General features: G+C 69.0%; 21 protein-coding genes. 4 read left to right on the top strand and 17 right to left on the bottom strand.

Annotation, left to right across the window (positions count from 1 at the left end):
- The first annotated feature begins 67 nt into the window (after positions 1–67).
- The 3 genes from IEZ06_RS27985 (at position 68) to IEZ06_RS27995 (ending at position 2,431) form a co-directional block, all read left to right on the top strand.
- Positions 68–481, top strand: a complete 414-nt coding sequence (locus IEZ06_RS27985) for a hypothetical protein (protein WP_189239676.1) — start codon at positions 68–70, stop codon at positions 479–481.
- The gene (locus tag IEZ06_RS27990; protein ID WP_189239677.1) at positions 478–2,202 is read left to right on the top strand and encodes a hypothetical protein; all 1,725 of its coding nucleotides are present in this window, start codon (positions 478–480) and stop codon (positions 2,200–2,202) included. Before IEZ06_RS27985 ends, IEZ06_RS27990 begins: the two co-directional genes overlap by 4 nt.
- 70 nt (positions 2,203–2,272) lie before the next feature.
- Entirely contained in the window at positions 2,273–2,431 is a 159-nt protein-coding gene (locus tag IEZ06_RS27995; RefSeq protein ID WP_157237489.1) for a hypothetical protein, read from the top strand.
- A 159-nt stretch (positions 2,432–2,590) separates the two neighbouring features.
- On the opposite strand, the gene mobF is transcribed toward IEZ06_RS27995, so the two are convergent.
- Complete coding sequence (gene mobF, locus IEZ06_RS28000) at positions 2,591–7,129, bottom strand: MobF family relaxase (RefSeq protein ID WP_189239678.1); 4,539 nt, start codon at positions 7,127–7,129, stop codon at positions 2,591–2,593.
- A 176-nt stretch (positions 7,130–7,305) separates the two neighbouring features.
- Here mobF and IEZ06_RS28005 point away from each other — a divergent pair, with 176 nt between their 5' ends.
- On the top strand, positions 7,306–7,923 hold the full coding sequence (locus IEZ06_RS28005) for a hypothetical protein (protein WP_189239679.1): 618 nt from the start codon (positions 7,306–7,308) through the stop codon (positions 7,921–7,923).
- A gap of 7 nt (positions 7,924–7,930) precedes the next feature.
- On the opposite strand, the gene IEZ06_RS28010 is transcribed toward IEZ06_RS28005, so the two are convergent.
- The 16 genes from IEZ06_RS28010 to IEZ06_RS28085 all read right to left on the bottom strand — a co-directional run bounded on the left by IEZ06_RS28010 (position 7,931) and on the right by IEZ06_RS28085 (position 23,144).
- Positions 7,931–8,311 (bottom strand): hypothetical protein, encoded by a 381-nt coding sequence (locus tag IEZ06_RS28010; RefSeq protein ID WP_189239680.1) that lies wholly within the window; start codon positions 8,309–8,311, stop codon positions 7,931–7,933.
- Positions 8,312–8,485: 174 nt separating this feature from the next.
- Positions 8,486–8,932 carry a hypothetical protein gene (locus IEZ06_RS28015; protein WP_189239681.1) on the bottom strand — a complete coding sequence of 149 codons (447 nt, stop codon included), beginning with the start codon at positions 8,930–8,932 and terminating at the stop codon, positions 8,486–8,488.
- Between the two features lie 97 nt (positions 8,933–9,029).
- Positions 9,030–9,353 (bottom strand): hypothetical protein, encoded by a 324-nt coding sequence (locus IEZ06_RS28020; RefSeq protein ID WP_189239682.1) that lies wholly within the window; start codon positions 9,351–9,353, stop codon positions 9,030–9,032.
- A 78-nt stretch (positions 9,354–9,431) separates the two neighbouring features.
- Positions 9,432–9,983 carry a hypothetical protein gene (locus tag IEZ06_RS28025; RefSeq protein ID WP_189239683.1) on the bottom strand — a complete coding sequence of 184 codons (552 nt, stop codon included), beginning with the start codon at positions 9,981–9,983 and terminating at the stop codon, positions 9,432–9,434.
- Positions 9,984–10,143: 160 nt separating this feature from the next.
- Complete coding sequence (locus IEZ06_RS28030; RefSeq protein WP_189239684.1) at positions 10,144–11,376, bottom strand: hypothetical protein; 1,233 nt, start codon at positions 11,374–11,376, stop codon at positions 10,144–10,146.
- Between the two features lie 62 nt (positions 11,377–11,438).
- The gene (locus IEZ06_RS28035; RefSeq protein ID WP_189239685.1) at positions 11,439–11,783 is read right to left on the bottom strand and encodes a hypothetical protein; all 345 of its coding nucleotides are present in this window, start codon (positions 11,781–11,783) and stop codon (positions 11,439–11,441) included.
- A 234-nt stretch (positions 11,784–12,017) separates the two neighbouring features.
- On the bottom strand, positions 12,018–13,643 hold the full coding sequence (locus IEZ06_RS28040; protein ID WP_189239686.1) for a DNA cytosine methyltransferase: 1,626 nt from the start codon (positions 13,641–13,643) through the stop codon (positions 12,018–12,020).
- Between the two features lie 297 nt (positions 13,644–13,940).
- Positions 13,941–14,759, bottom strand: coding sequence for a hypothetical protein (locus IEZ06_RS28045; RefSeq protein WP_189239687.1), 819 nt, complete (start codon positions 14,757–14,759; stop codon positions 13,941–13,943).
- A 64-nt stretch (positions 14,760–14,823) separates the two neighbouring features.
- Positions 14,824–15,156: a hypothetical protein gene (locus IEZ06_RS28050; RefSeq protein ID WP_189239688.1), complete on the bottom strand. Its 333-nt coding sequence runs from the start codon at positions 15,154–15,156 to the stop codon at positions 14,824–14,826.
- A gap of 169 nt (positions 15,157–15,325) precedes the next feature.
- On the bottom strand, positions 15,326–16,135 hold the full coding sequence (locus tag IEZ06_RS28055; protein ID WP_189239689.1) for a hypothetical protein: 810 nt from the start codon (positions 16,133–16,135) through the stop codon (positions 15,326–15,328).
- Between the two features lie 306 nt (positions 16,136–16,441).
- Positions 16,442–16,990 (bottom strand): hypothetical protein, encoded by a 549-nt coding sequence (locus tag IEZ06_RS28060; RefSeq protein ID WP_189239690.1) that lies wholly within the window; start codon positions 16,988–16,990, stop codon positions 16,442–16,444.
- Positions 16,991–17,357: 367 nt separating this feature from the next.
- Positions 17,358–17,558: a hypothetical protein gene (locus IEZ06_RS28065; RefSeq protein WP_189239691.1), complete on the bottom strand. Its 201-nt coding sequence runs from the start codon at positions 17,556–17,558 to the stop codon at positions 17,358–17,360.
- A 506-nt stretch (positions 17,559–18,064) separates the two neighbouring features.
- On the bottom strand, positions 18,065–19,462 hold the full coding sequence (locus IEZ06_RS28070; RefSeq protein WP_189239692.1) for a deazapurine DNA modification protein DpdA family protein: 1,398 nt from the start codon (positions 19,460–19,462) through the stop codon (positions 18,065–18,067).
- Between the two features lie 141 nt (positions 19,463–19,603).
- Complete coding sequence (locus IEZ06_RS28075; protein ID WP_189239693.1) at positions 19,604–20,560, bottom strand: hypothetical protein; 957 nt, start codon at positions 20,558–20,560, stop codon at positions 19,604–19,606.
- Positions 20,561–20,795: 235 nt separating this feature from the next.
- Positions 20,796–21,911, bottom strand: coding sequence for a hypothetical protein (locus IEZ06_RS28080; protein ID WP_189239694.1), 1,116 nt, complete (start codon positions 21,909–21,911; stop codon positions 20,796–20,798).
- 243 nt (positions 21,912–22,154) lie between these two features.
- Entirely contained in the window at positions 22,155–23,144 is a 990-nt protein-coding gene (locus IEZ06_RS28085; protein WP_203872194.1) for a hypothetical protein, read from the bottom strand.
- Positions 23,145–23,428 lie beyond the last annotated feature (284 nt).

Genomic DNA, 23,428 nt, shown 5'->3' on the forward strand with positions numbered 1-23,428 from the left:
GCCACACCCCGTCGCCCTGGGCATCCAGAGCGACTCACTCCAGACAAATCGATCTTAGGGAACCCTGATGATGACTTCACCCCCACTGAGCGACCCGGCCCTGCGCGAGCGGCTGCAGCACGCCGACCCGGTGGTCCGCTTGGACGCGACCGTGAGCGCGCTCGCTGCAGCGGCGGCCGCGAGTACAGCGCTGCCTGCCAGGGCAGCGGTCCACGAGTGGCCAGCGTTCGTCTCGGCCGACGAAGCGATCATCACCGCGCTGCGCACGTTGGGTGAGCCGGCCCCCGATGAGGTGGCAATGACGCTCGCAGAGGAGTTCGCTTCCATTACGGCCGCGCTCATCGACCTGCTCGCTCTTCTGCGTGCGGCCCTGCTGCGCCTGGTGGGTGAGCACGACGATCCCAGCCAGCAGGTACTGCTGTCGGCCGCCGCGGTGCACGTCGCCGAGGCGCACCGGCTGTTGGCGGTGGATGCGTTGTGAACGCCACCTTGGGCGACTTTTTCGCCGCCGCCCAGCAGCACATGACGGCCGCCAGCTACCTCAGCCAGCCGCGTCTGGCGACCGGTCAGTGCGTGGCCGCCATCGGCGCGGCCCGTCAGCTCAGCTCGATCACCGCCCAGATGTGGGAATTCCTCTCGGTTCCGGCTTCGACGATCCAGGCCCGCGAGCGGTTGTTCCTCGGGTTGGCCGACTTGAGCACGGTCGGCCACCTCCGCACGGCCGACGACCTTCTCCAGCACAGCGTCGAGCAGATGCGGCACCGCGCCGCCGAGCGTGACGACCCGCTGGCGATGCATTTAGCCACCGCCGCGCAGATGTTAGGCATCGGTCTTGATCTGCTGCGCACTCACTACTCCATCGACGCCGACGGCACGCGGGTCGCACGTTCGGACTGGGCCCGCGCCATCGACAGCCTCGATGTCCAGCATGCGCTCCTGCACGAGATCACGGTTCACGGCCTGCATTTGGCGGACGTCCTGGAGCGCATCCTGCCCACCGTGAAGCGGCGAAGGCTGCCGGAAGCCGCCACCGTGCAGGCCGCGATCGATCAGCTGCGGCACCTGCCGGACGCCTTGCCCATGGTCACCGCCGTCCAGCATCGCGCGGGCGGTCATGCCCTGCTCAGCACGGTTCCACCACGGCCGAGCACCGCCCCCGTCCACCCGGCCGAGCACACGCAAACCCCTGAAGAACTGTGCCAGGACATCATCGACAATGCCGAGTCGCTGCGCGCGCTCTACACCGACCCGTTCTACGACGGCGACGATCGCGATGTGCTCGACATCCGCCAATGGCAGCGGATCGCCACCGGCGGTGCCATCCTCAGCCACACCCAACTGCAGCTGTGCCACGCGTTGAGTGCCCGGGCGCTGCGACTGGGAGCGCGCGCGGGCGGCCATCCCCAGCAGCTGCGCGCGGCGTTGGCCGACGCCCACGGCCTCAGCGAACGTTCGGTCGCCGCCTGGCGCGGCGTCAGCCGCGCATGGACCGAGTTGCTGACCGATGTCCCGGTCACGGCACGCTCCACTGCCGAGGAGCATGTCGAGCATCTCGTCATCCGGATGGGGCGACTGCTGTATGCCAACCCGCGTTGGACGCCGGCGCGGCGCGACGCCGCCCCCGCTAAAGAGCCCGCCGACGTGGCGCCGAGCACCGAGACGATCGCCGCGATCAGCATGGCCATGTATCACGTCAACGAGACCATGGCCGTGGTCGCCCGGACCAACCTGGCGCACGCCAACGAGGCCATGCTCGCTCACGACATGCTGCTGTTGCGCTCCCCTCGCATCGCCAAACGCCTGCGCCGTACCGCACCGGCCCCGTCGGTCTACCAGCAGGCGCGGACCGTCCTGGCGAGCTATCGCAGCCTCATCAGCGACGTTATGGCCTCGTCCTCGGTGTTCGGCCAGGCCGCTCTGCTGGCCACCCCGCCCGAGCGCCGCAGCGGGCTCGTCGGCCCCATCATGGACCTGCAACGGCGCAGCGACCGGCGCGCCCTGGCCCGCATGTTCGATGACGCCGATGAGCAGCAATGGCCTGATCAACAAGCACTTGGCATCACCCAGGCGCCGCAGCGGTCCCCCGCGCCGCGGCGCAGCATCACCGACGGCGGGCCGCAGCCGGGCGCAGCCGTGCCGTACACGCCACCCGGTAATGACGGCCCTGCCGTCGACGGGCCGACCTGGCGCGCCCGGCTGTGATCGGTTGCGCTCGGTGATCACATCCTTCACACTGGCCGATACGGATTTTTACGGACGCAAGGAGGGGGCGATGAACACCGCCCTGAAGGTCCTCGCCGTGCTCTTGACGGTCTTCGTTTTTGTCGCCGGCTTGGCCTTCGTCATGATCGTGCTGGCGTTCATCGTGGGAATCGGCGCGATGGCTCCGGGTGCGCGGGGCCCGCGGATCCAGTCGTACCGCCGCTACTAGCCGATTCGTTCCGGCAGGCGCGGCACGGCCGTACGGTAGGGGGCATGCTGATGCCGTGTGCGGAAATACCGATGCTCCGGGGGCTGGCTTCACCGCTGATGGGCTGATGTCCGCTCGGGCGCCGCCGCTGTCGGCCTTGCCCAGTGAGCGCAACGACCGCTACATCCGCTGCGCAGGAGCGCCCAGTCCCGTCCCGGGTTCCGCTGCGATCGGCGGTTCCACCACCGCAGCAACAGCCGGGGCATCGCGCCTTTCGAGCACGGCCTTGTTAGTGGAGGTTCCGGCGACGCGCACCAGGAGACGATGTACCGCCTCATGCGCTTCGTCGTCGGTATCGCCCTCTTCACGCAGGGCGGCCTCAGCCCGTAGATGCTGCAGCCGTACCGTTAGTTCCGCCGCCTGGCGGCGCAGTTGCTGGGCTTGTTCGGCGGTGCGCTCGGCGTCGCGGACATCAGTGTCACGGGCCCGCTCCAGCAGCGTCGGCTGCTGCTCATCGCGTGCCTGCAGGCGGCGCCGGACCGCGTCGAACTGTGAGGCCGGCCCTGCGGCGCGGCGCACGAGGGTGCGCCGCGTGGTGAGCTGGGCGATGCGTTGCCCGCTGGCGGTGATCTGTTCTTTCAGTCGCGCGGTTTCGCTCGCCGTGCCTGCCCGGGTGGCTCGGTTCAGCTGTTCGCGCAAGCGCCGCTCGGTGGCGAGCTGGGCCTGCAGGTCGGCTTCGACGGCGGCGAGCTCGTCGATCGCGGCCACGTGCGCGCGCAAGGTCTCGTGGGCGCGCAGCACCGCGCTGACGGCGGGCCCGACGCCGGAGGCGGCGCTATCGCGCAGGGCGTCGGCCAGGGCGGCGGCTTGGGTGGCGGCGGTGTGCAGGGCGGGCAGGCCGATGGTGATCTCGTCGATCTGTGTGTGCAGTTCGGTGTCGGTGAGCGCGCCGAACAGCCGCTCCTGCCAGGGCGTCACCGCCGGCTCGGCCGCGTGCGGCAGCGGCGAAAGCAGTGACAGGTCGTCCCCGAGATCGTCGAAGGTCTCGGCCGCATCGGGGTGCAGTCGTCCGATGACGATGCCCGGCAGGTGCGCCAGCGCCGCGCGGGCGGCGGCGTCCAGGACCGGCGGGGCGAATGTGCCCGGCTGGGCGCGCCGCGTGAGGGCTGTCTCGCCGTCGAGCTGCTGCTGGATCCGCCAGGCCAGGACGCGCGGCAGGGAGTGCACGTCGGTCAGCGGTCGTTCGGCGGCCGCGGCGCTGATCAATGGCTCCAGGTCGTGCCCGTTTTCGGCTGCCCGGTGCAGGACCCGTGCCAGGACGGGCCATTGCGCATCGACGGTGACGATCGCGGCCCAGGGGCCGAGGGCGGCCCGGACCGCCTCAGCCAGCGGGTCGGGCTGATCGATACGGCCGTCTGTAGGCGCGGCAGGGTCCGGTCCGGCCAGGTCGGGCGGGTCGATCGGCGTGATCTTTTCACCGAGTTCGGCGATGATGAGCCCTTCACCGCGGTCGTGTTCGAGGGAGTCGACGAAGGCGTTCAGCGCGCGGTCGAGTTCCTCGACGGGGCTGCGCGGCAGGCCCATGCTGGCTTGGCGGTCCTCATCTTCCAGCGCGGTGCGCGCCAGGAACAGATGCGCCTCGCGGATGTCGCGCGACAGTGCGGTGTAGGTGGCGTTGGCGTGCAGGCCCGCGCCGTAGGTCAGGGCGTAGTGCGCGCCGAGTCCTTGGGTCTTGTGCACGGTCATCGCCATGCCGTACGACAGGCCGCCGTCGGCGATGTAGGCGGCGCTGACCCATTCGCGGATCAGCTGGATCTGCCCGTCGGCGTCGCTGTGGCGCCATTCGACCTGTACCCCGTTGTGGCGGTCGATGGCGGTGACGATGCCGCGGAACCCGTTGAGCACGTCGGCTTGGGCGCCGTTGCTGCGCCATTCGCGGTACTGGTTCTTGCGGATTAGCACGATGTCACCGACGGTCAGCGCCAGGGTGCCGCCATCGGCTAGGGCGAACATGGTGTCGGGGCCGGGAAGTTCGCCGGCGGCGCGGCGGATCGCGCGCGCCGACAGATTCAGCTCGTCCACATCGCTGTTCTTTCCCGCCAGCATCAGCACCTCGGCGATAGCCTCGTGCACCTGGGGGTACAGGCGGCGCCGCTCGTCCCACATCACCAGCATCTGCGCCAGTGCCTGCTCGCGGGTGGTGGTGGCGTGCACCCGGCCGTGCTCGGCCCAGATGCGCAGCGCCTCGCGCCGGTCCCCCGAGCGCCAGATCTCCAGCGCGCGGCGCTCGACGGCGTCCTGCTGGCGGTAGTTCGTCGACAAGGTCAGGCCGCCGATCAGGGTGTGCACGGCGTTGAAGCTGCCGCCCACGCCGGGTGATTGCAGCTGCGCCGGGTCGCCGATGCCGATGACCTTGGTGCCGGTCTCGGCGGCGTGCGCGAGCAGGACAGCCAGCTGCCGGTCATCGACCATCGCGGACTCGTCGACGATGAGGACGTCCACGCCGGTCAGGCCCGGCCCGTGCTCGATGCGTTCCAGCCATTTGGCGATGGTGTAGGCCGGGATGCCGGTCTCCTGGCGCAGGTTGGCGCACGCCACCGCTGCGGTGGAGGCACCGGCGATGACCTTGCCCTCGGCCTGCCAGGCGATCCGCGCCACTTCCATCAGTGTGGTCTTGCCCGCTCCGGCCACACCGATGACCGCATCCACACCGTGTCCGGCCAGCGTCAGGCGCTCCAGAACGGCGCGTTGTTCGGCGCTGAGGATCAGCTGATGGGTGATCTGGTAGGTGCCGATGGCCATCTGCAAGGTCGCCGGTGACAGCACCGCGCACCCGCTGCGGTGGCGCCGGCGGACCGAGGCGATGATCGCGCGCTCGGCCGCGATGATGTCGGCGGTGGTGTAGCGGTCATTGTGGGACAGGTGGACGGGGCCGGTCGACGCCAGTCGAACCGCGTACCCGCCATGCGTGAGCACCAGCTCAGTGAGCTCTTCGGCCTCATCCCGGGAGGCGACCCCGCCTTGGATGGCGTCGGCCACCGCGGCCAGCGCCTGGGCGCTGGTGAAGTCCTTGCGGTGCCCGGTCAGGCCCTCATCGGGGCGAAACAGCCACCGGCACAGTGCATCCAGATCGGATGGACCGGCTGCTCCGGCTACCTGTGGGCGGCCGATCAGTCGGTGCGGAGCCATCACATCGGCCATGACCGCATCCGGATCGTGTCCGTCCGCGCGAGCCTCGGCCCGCCAGTAGGCGCGCAACCCCGCGGTCGGCGTCGAGGTCGCCTCCCGGGTCTTGGCGTTCTTCAGCACCTCGGCCGCGGTGTGCTGTTGGGTCGCGGTGCAGGTGGTGATGTCGATCCCCCACTGCTGGAACAACGCCAGGATCTCGGTGTTGCGCTTGGAGAACAGCCGGATCGTCTCCTCGGGAACACCGACGATCTGCCACACCCCGGTGTGGGCGTTGCGTTCCCAGACCATCCCCCAGCGTTCGTGGGTGACTTGCCGGATCCGCGCCTGCATCAGCGCATCGACCGCCAGGATGTGCCGGAACAGGTCCCGGCCGCCGGCCGCGATCGTCGACCACTTGCCGTCGGCGCCCTTGCACATGTTGGCGATCGTGACGTGCGCGTGCAGGTGCGGGTCCCCCACCGGCACCCCGCCGACCGGCCGGGCGGCCCGGTGCAGGTTCACCCAGCCGATGAACCCGTTGCCGTCGACGCGCTCGGCCTGCTCGCCGTCGCCGTGGTGGCCGCGCATGCCGTAGCACGTCCACGCCTCCGCCGCGGCGATCGCCTCGCTCAGGCAGTCGATGAAGACCTGCTCGACCTCCTCGGCCAGGTCTCCGCGGGCGAAGGCGTACAGCACGCTGAAGGCCTTGGGCAGGTTGATGGTCAGGTCATAGCCCCGGTTGCCGACCACCACCCGGTCGTGCTCGCGCTCCAGTGCCTCTTCCAGTTCGGGCCGTCCGTACAGTGCCAAGGCGTCGACTCCGGCGGCATCGGCCAGGGTCAGCAGCGCCGTCACCTTCACCCGGTGGGTGGAGCCGTAGCGGCGCACCTGGCGGCTCATCCGCTCGAAACTGGTCTTCTGCCGCTGGGAGCGCAGCAGGTCAAGCGGGTCGGTGCGGCCGAGTGCGGCGGCGCGATCGCGGATGGCCTGCAGCAGCGGGGCCGCCGGCAGCTTGGAGCCGGGGTGGGCGGCCATCTTCGGCTCCACCAGCTGCTCGCCCGTACGCGGATCGAGGCCTTTCATCAGCGCTCGGGCGTCGTCGAACTGCTCTCCCGTCAGCTCGGCGCCTGCTTCGATCCCGACGTCTGTACAGCCTCCGCCGATCCACCACAGCGGCCGTTCGGTGTCGCTCATCCGGTAGGTGAGCTGCTCATCGAGTGCAGCGAACGCCGCCAGGACCGACGGTGGATACAGCTGGTGCAGGTCGACGCCGGTCGCCGCGGCGATCTGGATCACCGCACCGAGGTTCATCTCGACATCGGCTCCGTCGCGCTGCAGCCGGGCGACGGCGTCGGCGAACACGTGCCGCTGGCGGTCGGTTTCCAGCAACTGGGCCGCCTCCACGCCCAGCGCGGCGGCCTTGTCCTGGACGGCTTGGATCAGCGGCGCGGCCGCCAGCTGGCCGATGTTGCCGCCCGCGCAGCCGTGCAGACCGGCCAGCCGGTACTCGACCTGGGCGTCGGAGGGGCCGATGACGGTGACCCATGACACGTCTGACCTCCTCCTCCTACGCTCTGTATATTAATCCCAACGTATCGTCACGAAGTGACCGATACCTTAGCACTGTTATTTTGATCTTTGTTTTCTCTTTTGTGAATACTTTTTCTATATTGATCTCTTCTATCTTCTTGATCTTTTGTGTTGTCTTGTCTTGTTGATCTTGTTATATGATCTTCTGTTATCTTTTTGTTACTTTCATTTATGATCTTGATTTTTTTATGATCTTGGTTTGTCATGTCTTCATGACAGATGAAGTCAGAGGCTTGTCAGGAAGACAGTTGAGGAAGGCGCTGCGGGAGCGGGCGTTGGAGAAGGCACGCCAGCAGGAGCTCGCCGCCGTCGGCGCCGAAGCCGCCATCACGCGCCGACGGGCCGCCGACAAGGAGCGGGAGGCGGCGGTGGCGAACGAGCGGGTCGCCTTGGCCGTGCTGGCCCGCCTCTTCGGCGGGGCCGCGCACGCGCACGCGATGCTCAGCGAGACCCTCGGTCCACAGGCATGCCAGGAGTACGGGCTGGGCGTGAAGACCATCGAGGCGGCCGAGCGGGCCGCCGACGGAGAGAAGGTGGACGCGGCCGTACAGGAGATCACCGGTCGCCCCGCCGAGGAGCGTCAACCTCGACGGCGCGGGGCTCGCCGGGCCGATGACGCATCCGAGGAAGCCGGAACGACGGACACGCCTCCTGTCCTTGCTCCCGTCCGTGCCGGGGCAACGCAAGAGCCCCAAGCCGATGATCGGCTCGGGGCTCTTGGGGGGTGGCCGGCGGGCGGCCAGGAACCGGGCTGAGCGCGGCTCAGCCGGGGATCAGGACAAGGCACGGGCAGCCGCAGATGGGACCGCGGGGTCGTTCGGCGTCTCGCCGGATGGCCTCGCGCATGTAGGACAGCTCCATGTGGTGGCTGACCACGGGGGCGTAGGAGTTGCCGGAAGGGTTCTGGGCGAGGAAGACGGGCATGCTGGCGGGCAAGGGGCTGAGCACGCGCTGGAGCGTCTGGACGGTGGTCCACTGCTCAGGATCGCTGGCCGCCCTGGCTGGCGACAGGGCGATGCCCTGGGCGCTGACGCGCGTTCCTGTTCGCCCGGCGTGCGTCCGGTAGGTGAAGAAGCCGATCGTGGAGTAGGTGAGCGCGTCGGCCACGGGGCTGAAGTCGTTGCCCTCGGCGTCGGCGGTCATCGCGATGAGTCGATGCCCGGGGAGCGGGGCAAGGATCCGGCAGAGAGCGGCGGCGGTCAGTACGGTCGGGGCGGTGGGCATGGTCGGCCTTTCGGGGCAGGGCAGGGACGGGGGCGGCCGTGGTGGCCGAGCGGTGCGTTCGGCCACCACGGCGGAGGGGGAGGCGCTGGTTGGTCAACGTGGCCAGAAGACCGCGCACTCGGGACCGCTCTGGGGGTCGGCGGACAGCGCGTGGGCGGTGTCGGCTGCCGGGTTGTAGTACAGGCGGCCGTAGCTGTAGGCGCGTAGCGTGCTGTAGGTGTTGCCTTCGGGGTCGTGGGCCAGCACGATCGGTGCGCCCGGGTGGATCCGGAGCAGCCGGTCGCATATCTGGCGGACGGTGAGCCCTTCGGTCTGCTGACCGGAAAGGACAGGGCGGGGCCACAGCGTCATGCACGGGGTGACGGTGGCAGGGTTCTGTTCGGGTTCGGGGGCGTAGAGGTGGTTCTCGGTGCAGTGGCCGAGGGGGGCGTAGGCGTTGCCTGCGGGATCCAGAGACAAGACGATCAGCAGATCCGGGGGCAGGAGCTCCAATGTGCGGCGGAGCCCTGCGGCGGTGTTCCACGATGCGCGGTTGCTCATGATCAAGGGCCTTCGTGTCCGTGAGGGGTGAAGTCCATCGGGGAGGGCGGCCGCCGGGCGGGAAGGTGCTCCGGCGGCCGCGCGGTCGTGGTGCGGATCAGGAGCGGTGAAGGCCGAGCATGAGGTAGGTCCCTGCTTGCTGCATCCCGTCCCAGGCGATGTAGTCGCGGATCATTCGGTCGGCGTCGTCCTCCACGGCCTGCTGGTCGAAGCAGTCGGCGGCCAAGGCCATGCACAGCATGTGCCGTGCGGTGCTGGCCCTGATGGCGGAGTCGTGGGCCTGCTGGCGCAGGCCGTGGCGGCGGCGCAGTCGCCAGCGGGGGGTGTCGTCCAGTTGGGTCGCGTCGCGGTCGGCTTCGGCCCGGAAGATGGCGGCTCGGGCGACGAGGCGGCGGAGGTGGCGTTCGGGCAGCTTGTTCATGGAAGGTCCCTCTTGTCGAAGAGATGCCGGTGGGTCGGGGCGCCGCCCCCGGCGCGGGGCCGGGGGCGGCGGGCGTCTCTAGGCGGGGATCTTCGCGCTGAAGCGGATGCGGGCGTGGATCGCCAGGTTGGCGAGCTGGGTGGGGCTGGTCGTGCGGCGTGCCTCCTGCACGGCGGTCGGGGTGACGCGGACCCGCGACCACAGCATGTTGTGGGGGTAGACGTCGGCGGTGCGCCGGTTGATGCGGCCGACTCGGCCCCACTTGGTCTGGGTGCTGTGCGGGTCGCCGTAGCGGATCAGGTCGCCGGGGCGCAGGTCGGTCACCAGGTAGCGACCGGCGGGGCCGGTGGGGCCGACGTGGCGGGCGGCGCTGCTGCGGGCTTCTTCGGTGGGGGCGATCCAGTCGGCGATTTCCACGGTGGTCGTGAACCCCGCTTTGGTCAGCAGGCGCACCACTTCCTCGATGGCCTTCGTGTCCGCCGGGAGGTACGCCGTGTCGGGCTGGATCCATTCGTTGGTGCGGTAGTCCCATTCGTACCCGGCGGTCGAGAGCATGAGGCCGACGCCTTCGAAGGGCGGCTCTTCGATCACGCGGGTACCGGCGGGCAGGTCGTGCTTGATGCGGATCATGGTGATTCCTTTCGGATTGGAGAGGCGCGGTCCGGGTGCCATCCGGAACCGCTTGAATTCATTTAATCAGTTTTTGCGCGCTTTGTGGGGATGGTGGTGCGCCGCTGAACGGCGGGCGGGTCCCCACGCTTGCCGCGTGGGCCCGCCCGCCGGGAGCCGGTCAGTTCTGCGGGATGCGGTGGGGGGTCTGCTCGTGGAGGTAGTGCGCGATCATGGCCTGCTCCGTGAGCGTGCTGGGCAGGTCCTGCTCGCTCGCCCAGCGCTTGACGGCCTCGGGGGTGACCGTGGCGGTAGTGACATCGATGCCGTGCTCACTGACGAGGTGCTTGGCGATGTCGTCGAAGCGGAAGAGGGTGTGCTCGGTCACGGCGTGCGAGGGAGTGCACATCGAGCATGGTTCGCCCTTCAGTCGGTTGTCCCAGACCTGGCGGTCGCACGCGGGGCATGGCCGCGACCGCTTTGCCTGCTGGCGCACGGTCGCGGCAGCAAGGGCGTTGACGACGAGCTCGGCTTCGCGGCCGAGTACCTCGGCCAGACGGGAGGGGTCCATGATCTCGAAGGTGTCTTCCTCGGCGAGCACGCCGTGGATGGTGCGCTCGATTCGCCAGCTTCGTACGGCGGCGGGGTTGGCCGGCAGGGTGTCGGTATGCGCGCAGCGGGCCGTAAGCGCTCGGCCGCCGGGCAGGGGCACGGTGATGTGCGTGGTGCAGGCGTCGCGCTGGTCGATGCCTGGGTCGGGCACGCCGTGGCGGCGTAGCTGGGCCAGCACGTCGCTGTAGCTGGTGTGCAGCTGCGCCAGCATGGCCAGGGTGAGGACTCGGGGTGCGGGTGGCGGGGGGATCAGGGCGGCAAGGCGGTCGGCGCGTTCGCACAAGTCCGTGACGAGCGGGGAGATCACCGAGGCGAGGGCTCCCCAGCGGTTCCGCAACCGCCAGGTGCGCGTCTCGGCTCGGTGGCGCAGGAGTCGGACAGCCGTCTGGTAGAGCGCTGCGGCGGTGAAGTAGGCGCCGATCTCCAGCCAGTCGAATTCCGGATCGACTCCGCGCACCGTCAGGTGCAGCAGGTCGGCCGGGCCCTCCTCGGCGGTGAAGTCGGTGGGCGTGATGGTGTACAGGTAGTGCTCGCCGGGCTGCTTGAGGTGGGGCAGCGGGCCGTCACCGGGGTTCTTGAGCTCCTGGCTGATCGCCTCCTCGGGGAAGGTGGCGGTGTAGGTGCTGTAGCTGGCGGGGGTGACCTTCTGGCCGATGCTCTGGCAGTGGGCGGCGTAGTCGGCCAGGAACGGGATCTGGATTTCGGGGATCGCGTGTGCTCCCGAGGTGGTGAAGACGTAGCGGCCCATGGCGTAGTCGCTGGCGAATACGACGGTTCCGGTGATGCCGGTCTCGTGCGTCATGTTGTGCTCCGTGTGAGGGGTGAGCCCCGCACCATTGGTGCGGGGCTCGGGATCGGTCGGGGTCAGTCGCGGCCGAGGTCGGGCCATAGCTCGGCGGCTTGCTCCACGAGCTCGTGCAGGCGCGTGCACGAGCCGTCGTGGAGCTGGCCGAGTCCGGCCGCCGCGCACGGGCACGGCGGCAAGAGGTCGATGCTGCCGGGCCGGTAGACCCTGACCTTGGCTGCGGCGAGGTCCGGGTAGGGCTGGCCGCCGTCGAGGGTGACGAAGACCTGCTCGCCGCGCGGGTCGGCGGCGACGGGCGGGGCGGTCACGTAGCCGCATGCGAGCGGCTCCAGGACGACGTCGCCGGGGCGCAGTTCCCGGTTGCGGACAACCAGGAAGTAGCTGTCGAGTGCCGTGGATGTCATGCGTGGACTTCCTGTCGGATTGGATGCGGTGCCGGATCAGAGGTGCCATCACCGATCCGGCATTTGAATTAAATCAGTTTTCGCGCGTTTTGTTGGGTGGGTGTTTCCCCGGTGACACGCGGCGGGGCGGAGTGCGGTGAGCGTGCCGACCGGCTGCAGTTCGGGCCGGAAGCGGTGTTCCGGCCCGAACCGGTGAGGGGATCGGTCACCGCGCGGCGGCGGTCGCCTCGCCGGTCAGCAGCCCAGGGCCTGGGCGACGAGCTGGCCGAGCCATTGGGCGACGTTGGCGCTGACGGCGTTTCCGGCTTGCGCGGTCTGGTCGGTGTGGCCTCCGGTGACGATGTAGTGGTCGGGGAAGCACTGGGCGCGCAGGTGCTCGCGTGCCTTGAGCATCCGGAAGTGGAATTCCTCGATCGGCCGGTGCTCGCGGGGCTGGACGAGGGCGGCCGAGCTCTTGCACGCCACGGTGTGCAGCGGGGTGGCGGTGGTCTTGGCCTCGCCGCGCCGGTAGGGGATCACCAGGCCGTGGCCGCCGTCCCAGGTGATGCGGTCGTCGGGGGTGGTCAGGAACAGGTGGTTGCCCTTCGCGGTCACGGTGGCCAGCGGGTGGTCGCTGGGGCGGGCGACCGATCCTCCGCCGCGCGCCTCGACCAGGTAGGGCGGCAGCGCGTCAGCGAACTCGATGCCGGGCGGGGTGATCACGGCGTCGGTGTCGCGGGTCATGCGGGTGCGCAGCGGCAGCCCGGCGGAGTGGGGGGCGGACGTGTTGCCGCCGACCTGGACGAGCATGGGCGGGGTGGCGACCCCGTCGCCGCCCTTCTTGGTGCGGGTGGCCAGCGGGTTGTGCCAGACGGGGTAGTGGCGTCCGTCGTGGCCGCCGTGGTTGACCTGGATGGCGGTCGGCCCGGCGCTGATCATCTCCAGTCCGGCGCGGATCTTCTTCATGGTGGAGGCGGCCAGCGGCTTGCGGCGCTCGCCGATGCGCTTGCCGGGGTCGCTCAGGTCGAGTGCGGCGGCGGCGGGCAGCACGTAGGGCTCCACGACCGGGTTGGCGTGCGAGCGGCGGGTGTTGGGGCAGGTGTAGAGGTACTGCTCGCGGAACTTACCGATGCGCAGCTTGGCCTGATCGGTGCTCTTCCACGTCTGGCGGGCGCGGACGTTCTCGCCGCAGTCGAAGCAGAACGCCAGCGGGCGCGGCTCCAGGTCCGGCATGGGCACGCCCTTGGGCAGCAGGACGATGTACATGCGGTTGCGCCACTGCGGCGCGTACGGGATGCCGTCGCCGCCGATGTGCGCGCTGTTGACGCACACGATCTTGTAGTGGTAGCCGAGGGTGGTGAACGCCTCCAGCCACCACCAGAACAGGGGCCACAGGGTGGCGAACTCGACCACGTTCTCGATCAGAATCGCCTCGAAGCGCCAGACCTCGGTGGCGCGCAAGACGTCGTAGGCGGTGGCGCGGGTGCGTGCCCAGCGATCGTCGGTGGCGGGCTCGTCGTCGTCCTCGGCCAGCAGGTCGCCTTGACCTGTGATGCCGCCGGGCAACTTCGGCTTGTGGTTGCCGCCCGCCGGGGAGGCCTCCCAGCAGATCGGCGAGGCCCACAGCACGTGCGCGCGGGGCAGGCGTCGCATGTCGTAGTTGTTGACGTCGGCGCACAGGTGGTCGGCGGAGGTGAAATTGGCCGCGTGGGTGGCGATCGCCCGCTTCCAGTGGTTTGCGGCCAGGCGCAGGGAGTAGCCGGCGGCGGTCAGGCCGATGGCCGATCCTCCGGCGCCGCAGAAGATGTCGATGAACGTCAGGCCGTTGGGCCGGGCGGGCTGCCAGTCGGTGGCCCACAGGCTGTAGGGGGAGGCGAGCATCAGTGCCGCTCCCCTGCCGGGCGGCGGGCATCGGCGCCGGGGGTCTGCGGCTTCAGGGGTGGCCGGTCGGGCGTGCTCGGCGCGGTGGCCGGGCGGGGGTCGTGCCGGAAGAAGGCATGCATGAAGACGGGTCCTTTGGATTGGATTGGAGTGGTGGCCGGAAGCGGGGGTGCCATCCCCGCCCGGCAGATCCATTTAATCCGTTTATGCACGCTTTGTTTTGGATGGCCGATATGCGGCGGTCCCGCACCGTTCAGCCGGTGCGGGACCGCCGTGGCCGGTCACCCGGCCGACAGGTCAGCCGATGCGGTCCGGCTCGGCCGCCCGCTCGGCCAGTGCCGCCACGGTGCGGCGGTAGATCTCGTAGTAGGCGCGGCCGACGGCGATCTGGCGGCGCTCGGCGAGACGGTCGGCCAGCGCGGCCAGACCGGTGGCGAGTTCGGCCGGTTGGACGCCGGGACCGCGCCAGTCGGTCAGCACCGCCCAGCGGTGCCGGGCACGCAGACCGCTCAGGTACTCCGGGTCGCCGAGTCGATGCCTCAGCCGGGGCTCGGGCAGGGCCTGCCACGCCTGCCGCTGCGTCTCGTCGGCCGCCGCCCACTCGTCGGCCAGCAGCACATCGAGTAGGAGCGTGCGGCTACGGTGCAAGGGAACGAATAGGGACCTGGCCTGCAACCACTTGAGCTCCCCCGCGCGTTCCTTCGCCTTCCAGCCGGAGGCCTGGTGCGACAGGTACAGGATGTAGGCCTCGGTGATGGCCACCACGTCGCGGCTCAGGGTGAGCCGGGGGAAGTCCTCGGTGCTGCCCAGGACGTGCTGGTAGATCCACGGCAGGGCGCTGAGGTCGTCGGCGGCCAGATGCCAGCCGGCACGCTGCGCCGGGTACTCCTGCGGGGAGTCGGGGTTGTCGTAGTCGAACAGCTCCACCGGTCCGGCGGGCGTGATGATGTGCCACATTGCTCCGGCGCCGTCGGGGACGGCGTCGATGGACGGCGGGCCGAACGCGGCTCGCAGGTCGGCGTAGGAGGCGTCCAGGAATCCCTGGAGGTCCAGAGCGGCGATGTCCAGGCGGCGGGGCTGGGGGTCGAAGACACCATCGAAGGTGAGCGTGGGCATGGTGATCCTTTGCTTGTTGGGATGGGAAGGGGTGCGGGCCGTACGGCCCGCACCCGAGTCGGGGTCAAGCGGGGAGCGGGGTCCAGGCAGGACGGTTGCGCTCCATGAGGTCGCTGTACTCCGGCGGCAGGCTCTCCACGGGAGCGCCGGGGAGCTGGCGGCGACTGGTGGACCGCGCGGTCAAGGTCTTGTCCTTGCGCAGGACGGTTCCGCGGACCTCGATGCCGTGGTTCACCCACCCGCCACGGCTGTCCCATCGCCAGGTGATGACGGCGGACTCGACGCGCATGTCCTTGCCGTACCAGTCGGGCACAGGCGGAAGGTCGGCGTGGTCGAGCCACACCGTGGTGGTGACGAGGGTGTAGTTGCCGGGGTGGTCGGTCGGGATGGTCTTCATGGGGATTCCGTTCGGATCAGAGATGCCGGTGCGCGTGCCTGCGCGACGCGGCGGACAGGAGCGCCGGAGTGGTGCGGTGATGCCGCCGGGAATGGTGAACTCGGCGGCGCTGGATGCGGCAGGTGCCCGCGCTCCGGCGCGGGGCGTGGGCACCTGCCCGCTGAGCGGCTCAGCGTGAGGCGTCCAGGGCTTCGTCGGTGTCTTCGTAGAGGTGCTCGGTGGGGAAGGTCAGCCCCATCTCCTCGAACCAGCGCTCCACGAGGGAGACGATGTCGCCGCCGTTCCAGTCGCCACCGCATTCCATGTGGATGGCCAGGATCTCGTTGTAGAGCCGGAAGATCGCGCCGACGGCCTGAGCCGGGTTGGCGGCCAGGCCCTCGGCACCGGTCGCCGGGGCAGTGTCCAGCACGGTGACGCTGCCAACGGTGATCTCCAGCCGCACGTTCCCCGCCTCGTCGAGGACGGCGGCGACGGCCTCCTCCAGATCGAGCGCCACGCACACACCGCCCGTCGCGGGGTGGACGTAGGAGTAGTTCTGCACGCCCGCGACTTCGATGCAGGGCGGGGTGTCGTCGTCGAGCTGGGGGTGGAAGCGGGCCGCCCGGTTGAACCGCTCAGCGGTGCTCTTCGGCAGGCACGCGACAGCCCCGGAGATCCAGTGCGGTTGGTGGTGGACAGGCTGGAAGGGGAGATCGGGAAGCTGGTCGAGCAGGTTCCGGACCGTGTTGGCGAAGCGTGCGGTGTCGCCTTCGGAGTCGCGGTAGCAAAACAGCGCGGCATCGGACAGGCGGTGCAGACGCAGCGTCCAGCAGGGCACGTCCATCGAGTCGTCGGGCAGGGGCTGGTCGTCGCAGCCGATTCGGGCGCTGTAGCCGTCGGGGGCTTCCAGCTCGATGTACCGGTCGGAGGTGATGATGGCCCTGAGGCCGGCCGCGCGAAGCGTGTCGAGGTCGTTTTCGTAGGTGGGGAGATCGTCCATGGTGTTGTCCTGTCGGGGTGTGGCGCGCTAGGGGCCAGCACGGCCTGAAGCGCGCCCTGATGCTGGAAAAGGGATGAGGGCCCTTGTCCCTGCCGATGGCCCGGGGCGGCGCGCTGTGGGGCTGTCAGGGGCCGGTGGCGGGGGCTGCGTGGTGCGTGGCCTCGGCGGCGCGAGGCGTTCGCGGGCCGGGGCCACGCGCCACGCAGCGGGAAGGGTCGCGCGGTCTTCAGCGCAAGCGTTGTTCTGTGCGCTTAACGCGTGCCCAGGGGCGGCGTCTCGGCGCCATCCCTGGGCACGCTGCCGTCATCAGGTGACAGCGGGAGCGGCGGTGTCGTCCGGCGCGGGTAGAGCGGCCAGATAACCCTTGACCGTGGCCACGGTCACCTTAAGGGCTTCGGCGATCGTCTCCACGTCCTGGTGAAGGACGGTGAAGCGGCGGTGCGCTTCGGCTCGCCTGATGGCCGCCATCGCCTGGCGGCGCTCGGCCATCGCCTGGCCGGGGGTGCGGCCGGATCGGGGCGGAACCTGCTCGGGCCGTCCGGCCTTGTGCCAGCGGTTGTAGCAGGCGCCGCACAGGCCGTTCCTGCCGGTGCCCTTGGGGATGGTGCCGCCGCACTCCTTGTTCTTGCAGGTGGGCAGCTCCGGTGCGGGCGGGGGCGTGAAGTCGGGGTCGGCTTCCGCGGTGAACAGCGCACCGACCGCGTGGGCGTAGTTGACGGCGGTTGAGAACAGGATGTTCTCGCCGTTGCGGATCTTTCGTTCCAGCTCGTAGACACCGTGCCGGGCGATGCCCATTCGCTCGGCGACGTACTCCGTCTTGAGGCCGAAAGCCTCACGGCGTCGAAGCAGGTCCAAAAGCAGCGGATCAGGATGAGGGACGACGGAGAGTCGCGCCCTGCCCTCTGTGAGGGCGACAGCGTGTTGCATGAGTTTCCTTCGGATTGGAGATGTGTTTCTTTCCTCGTTCGGGGTGCCATCCCGTTCGAGGTGTTATTAATTTACCACGAATCCTTATTCGCGTTTGGCCTGTGAATCGCGGCCAGCGAGAGCTGTGTTTTCTCGGTGTTTACCGCTGCCGCCGGTTCGTCTTTTATCCATCATGCGGCAAGCGGACATGCCGACGGCCAGGGCGCTGGATTCGCGCCCTGGCCGTCGTTTGTGTGATGTCACCCTTGCGGTTGTTCCGGGATGACAGTCGGGTAGTGCGGTTCCGCTGTGTTCGTTACCTCAGGCGCCACCGGCCTGATCCGATTTCCTTCAAGGTCTCAGCGGTGAGCATCCATGTCAGATCGTCGGCTGTGACCACGATCCCGGTGGGATCCAGTCTCAGCAAGCTCCCGCCCTCCTGGATGCGATGCTGGATGGCCACGTCCAGTGGCTCCTCGCTGTAGTTTTCGATTTCGCCGATTATCAGGCGGGCCATGTCTTCGACTGTGGCCCGCTCCAGAGGGGCGGTTGTCTGCTTCTCGCACGAGCGGCAGGGGCAGCCCCGCCGGTGGATCTGAGTGGCGCCGCTGGTCATCATCGGCTGGTCACCCCCGGGGCGATGGTCTTCGTGAAGCCGATGCCGGTGAGCCGGTAGTGGGGTCTGCCCGCCGCTTCGGTGAAAGCCTCGCGGTGCCGAATCGGGTCCGGTAGCAGCGAATCAGAATGGGGGACGGCGGAGAGTCGTGTCCTTCCCTCTGCGAGGGCGACAGCGTGTTGCATGAGTTTCCTCCGAGTTGGAGATGTGTTTTTTCCTCGTCCGGTGTGCCATCCCGTTCGAGGTGTTATTAGGTTATCGCGAATCCTCATTGATCGAGGGAGTTCGGGGCTCGATGGTTGTACTGTCCGCTTTTTGGTGAAGGAGCGGATGGGTCGTTGATGGATGGGCGTTGTGGCCGATCGCGGGTTGATGCGGTTCGGCCGCGACGCTTGCCGCGTTGGGATTTACCGGACCAGCTCGCGGTCGATGAGGTCGTCTCGCCATGCTGCTGCGTACGCCGGGCAGTTGCGGCAGTCGGCGTGTGTGCAGCCGGGCAGTTTGTCGCGTTGATGGCGGGCGTGGTCGGACCAGGCGGCCGAGTCGGCCGACGCCAGCTTTTCGCCGCACATTTCCAGGCCTCCGATCTTCACACCGAAGCCGTGCAGGCGCAGGCCGAGCGCGGCCAGCTCGTCGATCAGCAGAGCGATGCTGATGGAGTTCTGGCGGCGGCAGATGGAGCCGACGCCCACGCGGGGTTCGCGTGTCAGGTCGATGCCGGCGGCGGCGTACATCTCGATGTGCCGCAGGTAGTCGCTGCGCCGCCACCCTTGCAGGACGGGCATCCACGGGACGGCGGGAGCCAGTTCCCGCAGCCGCAGGAGGTTGGCGGTGGTCAGCTCCTGGTGTGCGGATATGGACTTGCCCGTCTGCCGGAGGGCGTCCTCTTCGCACATCCAATCAAGCGGGGCCGCGGCGACCATGCGGCCGATCGCCTCCATCCAGAACTGGACTTCCTCGGCGTACTGCTCGGCGGTGATCACCCATCGGCCGTGCTTGCGGATGTGGTTGTAGCCGCTGGAATCCAGCATCCATTCGGTGATGGCGGTGGGAAACTTGCGGACCAGGCGACTCAGGCGCGCTCGGGAGACGAGCATGGGGAAGTCGAAGCGCCCCAGCCAGGAGGGGTCCGGAGCGCCGACGTACAGGCGGGGGCGCGCGGGTGATTGCGGCGGGGCCGGGCCGGGAGCGGCGGGTGCGGCGGGCGGCGCCGGGCGGTCGGTGGTGATCAGCGGCTTGGGCGCCGGTGCGGCGTGCGCCGCGCGGGCGGGCGGCAGCGCCCATCCAGTGCCGTCCAGGAACGGGCGCATGAGGGCTTCCCACTCGATCAGCCGGTGCTGGCGGTCGGCAGGGACCGCGACCAGGCGTTCAGGGGCGATGTGGCCCCGGATCGTGATGCCGTCGCGGTGGAGGGCCGCTGTTGTGTCGGCCATCGGGGGCGCTGGGGCGGCGATGGCCGTGGTGTGGTGGTCGGGGACCTCGAAGCCGTCCGGGCACAGCAGGGCGGCCCTGATGCCGGTCAGGTTGACCGCGATGATCGCGTGGTCCTGCTGCGGGACCGGGGTGCCGGTCCAGGCCTCGCCCCACACCAGGACGTCGGCGGTGACGAGGTAGACGTAGCCGGGCACGCGGCTGGTCAGGTCGGGGTAGTCGTATTGCGAGGTGGGCCACAGCCCGGTGTGCAGGACGGTGTCCACCTCGGCGGCCGGGACGATGCCGTACCAGATCGGGCGGGGCAGTAACGGGGGTGTGGGGGCGGAAGACTCGCGGGTGAGCGCGGCGCCGCCCGATGCGGTGGACAACATAGGGGGGGACCTTCGGATCGGAGGAGACGAGAGCGGCGAACCGGGGTGCCATCCCGGTCACACATATTCACTTTAGTTCATTTATGCGCGCTTTGTGGGCAGTAGTGGCCGCAGGCCATGGCCGTCAGCGCCGCGCGGCTGCTAGGACTCGGCCGCGAGATGCTTCTTCGCCTGGGCCAGCAGGCGAAATCCCTGCCGCTCCTTCACCCCGACGTGGGCCGCGACCTGGGAGCCCGTCAACGGTGTTCCGGCGGCGCGTGCGTCGCGCAGCAACTGCACCGCCGCGGCCAGTCCAGGGCTGATGGTGCGCTGCGGCGCAGCCGGCGGCGGTTGCTGGGATCGGAGCTTCTCGCGGGCCTCGGCCAGGAGAGCACGGGCGTCCTGCACACGGATGCTCAGTTGCTCGGCGAGAGCGGGACCGGTCACCCGGATCCCCTGGGCGGCGGCCTGGCGCAGAATCTGCTCTACGCGGGGGGCCAAGGCGGTGCGCTGATCGTCGTCGAGGGGCTGCGGGCGGGCGGCGGCGGTCAGCAGGCGCCGCGCCCGCGGCTCTCCCACGCCCAGCTTTCGGATGATGGCTGTCTCGTCCAGCGGGCGGTCCGCGGCGCGTGCCTCGGCCTGCATGGCTCGCACGTGCGGCAGCAGCGGGTCGGGGCGGCCGCGGGGCTGGAGGGCTTTGCTGGGTCGGATCTCGTACCAGAAGGTGACCAGGTCGCCATAACGCCAGCGCGGGCGCCCCTTGCTGTCGGCGTTGGCTGGGTCGTTGCGCTGAACCAGGTAGGGGTGGTCGGCGTACTGCCTGACCACTGCGGCTCCAACCTCTTGCAGGGCCGCGAACTCGGCGAGACGCAGCAAGGTGTCGTCGTGGAGAGCCTCCTGCTGGCGCAGGTAGGCGACGACGTCGTCCAGCCGGAACACGCCGGTGCGCACACTGGCCGGGAATCCGCTGGCGGGGTCGGCGGCCCAGCGCCGGACGGTGGCGGGATGTGAGCCGGTCAGGGCCGCGATACCGGTTGTGGTGATCTCGTCGTCGCCGATGAGGCGGCGTCCGGCGTTCGCTTGGGCGATACGGCGCGCCTGGGTGAGATCGACCTGCATCCGACCATTGTGACGGGTACTCGGGTGCCGGGGTCACCTTCCGGGTGGTGCGCCGGCTTCGAGAGGGGCCCGCCCTCGCGGCGGGCTCGGCAGAGGCGGCCTCACCCACCGGCGCGCCGGTGGGTGAGGCGTCGTCTACGCCTGCTGCGGTGCTGGATGGACCGGCGGAGGGAGATCTCCTCGATGGGCGGTTGGCGCGGCACCGGCGCCGCCGGTCTGTTCTCTTGGGCGGTGCCTACATCCGATGTGGTGCCTGCCGGGCCAGCAGGTTCCGGTCCCGGATGATGGCCGCCAGGGCGAACTCGGCGTGCAGGCGGGCGTCGTGCGCGTACCGGGGCGGGACCGGGATGACCGCGATGTTGCTGCAGATGGTGGTGGTCTTGCCCTCGGGACGTCGTCGGCTGATAAGCATGGCGGCGGGTGAGCCGTCGTGGGGGGCGTCGTGATCGTCGGCCGGGCACAGGGCGCTGTCGATGGAGTAGACCGATCCGTCCGGCCAGGCCACCTCCACCTGCTGGCCGTGCGTGCTGATGGCGGCGCCGAGGGTACTGATGGCCTTCATCGCCCTCTCCAGGCGAGTGGCGCATGCCCGCACGTCCGCTGCGAACGCCGCGTCGCGCTGCCGCGCCAGGACGACGGACTGCTCATACGCTCGCTCGTGCTCCTCCTTCAGTCCGGGCCACAGCTGGTAGGCGATGTTGAGCAGGTCGATCATCGACAGGCAGAAGTCGCTGGAGTGGCTCTCCGCGCACGGCGGGCCGTAGCCGCCGGGTGAGCGTTCGGGGTCGATGCACGCGGCGGCGTGCCAGGGATCGGCGGGCCGGTAGAAGCGGACCTGCGCGTCCGCGTCCGGTGCCCGCTGGGGGAAGCCGTTGCGCGTCAGCAGGGGGCCCTGCGACCACTGGACGATGACGCCGCACGCGTCCGGCTCCAGCACGATGTCGCCGTTCGTCACTTCGCAGTAGGGGAGGCGCTGGAAGACTCCGGGCAGGTCCCATCCGACGGGGCGTCCTCGCTCGTCCAGGTGGTGCCAGGTGGTGCGGGCGGCGTACCGGAGGTCGTCGAACAGGGGGCAGTTGACGGCATCGTGCCGCTCCCCCGGCGGGGCTCCGCAGGCGCAGGTGTCGGCGGCGGCCGGGTCGTCGGGTCGGAAGAGCCGCACTTTGTTGGTGCCCGGCACCGAGACGGGCGCCCGGCCCTCGATCGTGAGCAGAATCTCGCCGTCGGCGTGGGGGCGCGGGCTGGTGGCCAGGGGGCCGAAAACGCTCCTCTCCATGAGGACGTCTCCGGGTTGCGCCGCCTCGGGGGGCAGGAAGAGGAACTGACCGGGAAAGTCGTGGGTGGGTTTCATGGGGTTTCCTGTCGGATCGGTGAATGACGCGCCGTTCTTTGTGCCATAAAGACCGGCACGTTCATTGAATCAGAATTCGTTGATGTGCGGGAAAGTCGCGGCTGCGGAACGGGCACCTTGGAAGACGGCTCGCCGGAGGGCGGGGGCTTCGGTAGGCATCGACCGCGGGCACCGGTTGCGGGCGCTATGGAAATCGCGAGAGAGAGGGCGGCCCGGGGGCCGAGCCACCCTCTTTCTTCTCGGTCAGGCTCCGGCTTCTATCGCTGCCTCCTTGGGGATCTCGGTTCGGCGGCAGCCGTAGGGGGAGCAGCCGGGCGGGTCTTCCTCATAGTCGGCGATACTGATCGCGCTTTGCCGGTCGCGCCATTCACGCGGGGTGACCTGGTCGATGTTCGCCTCGGCCAACGGCACCCGGGATCGGTGGACGAACGCTTGACCTCTCAATGGCGTGCCTGCGGCGGGATGTCCGTTGCGGATTTTCTCGTCGAATTCGATTGCGGCCGCCCAGTCGTCGGGCTGCGTATCGCGCATCGCTCTCCAGCGGGCGTTCCCGGAAAACGGGCATGCCACACAGGCTGATTTCGGGGTATTCTCCATTCCGTATTCGGAAAGGAGGTTCACGCAATCTTCGCGTGTCATCTTGAGTTGGATCAGCGGATAGATGAGTTCGCTGTGGGGGCCTGGTGCTTCGTCGTCCTTGACGCGTCGCATTTCATCGGCGGAAAAACCGATGTCCTGGTAGGCGTAGCGGCCAGCGGGAACTCTCCCCACGCTCCCGTCGCCATCGATGGGTGCCCCGAGCGCCGCCCGGACCACGCGCTTGATCGGTTTGACCTTGTATTCCTCGGTGCACTGACGCTTGATCATTCCGCGGCGGCCGTCCTCGCCCAGGATGTGGAGCGGCATGGCGGCGTAGTGGCCGGATGGTTTGAGCGCATCGTGGCGGATGCTTCCCGCGGTCACCTTGATCAGGGGAATGTCCGCGGATCGGGCGATCTCCTCGAGGACGGCGAGATGCGTATAGACGGCTTGCGGCTCGAACTGCGTGTCGGCGAATATCACCGCGTCGTATCTCGGCACCTCCCTGGGAGCCAGGCCGAGCGCCGACATGAGGAGAAGCGTGCTCGATTGGACTCCGGCGCCGAGCGAGCCGAGAGACAGAGGCCGGGTTCTGGATATATCGCGCAGCCGTTCCAGTTGCTTTCTGGACGGCAGGACGGAAACGGATTTCACGCTCTTGTTTCTTTTCGGGACTGGAGTAGACGATGACCGGGGTGCCATCCCGTCCATCTTTAATAGGATACAGCCAATTCATCCCTCAAAATAAAAGCGCAACTTCATGTTTCTCCGTCTCCTGCGGAATGACTTTTTCCTTGCGGTACGGCCCTGGGGGGATCTCGGGAAAAGCGCAGGAGCGCTTTCGGTCGTGTACGACGGAGGGGCGGTGTCCGGTTCTTACCGATCGGTGGCAGAGAAATCGAAGATGGGCCTGAGCAGGATCGGTGATGAGGTGCCGG

Origin of the sequence: Planomonospora antibiotica (genome assembly GCF_014647955.1) — a bacterium.
Classification (GTDB): domain Bacteria; phylum Actinomycetota; class Actinomycetes; order Streptosporangiales; family Streptosporangiaceae; genus Planomonospora; species Planomonospora parontospora.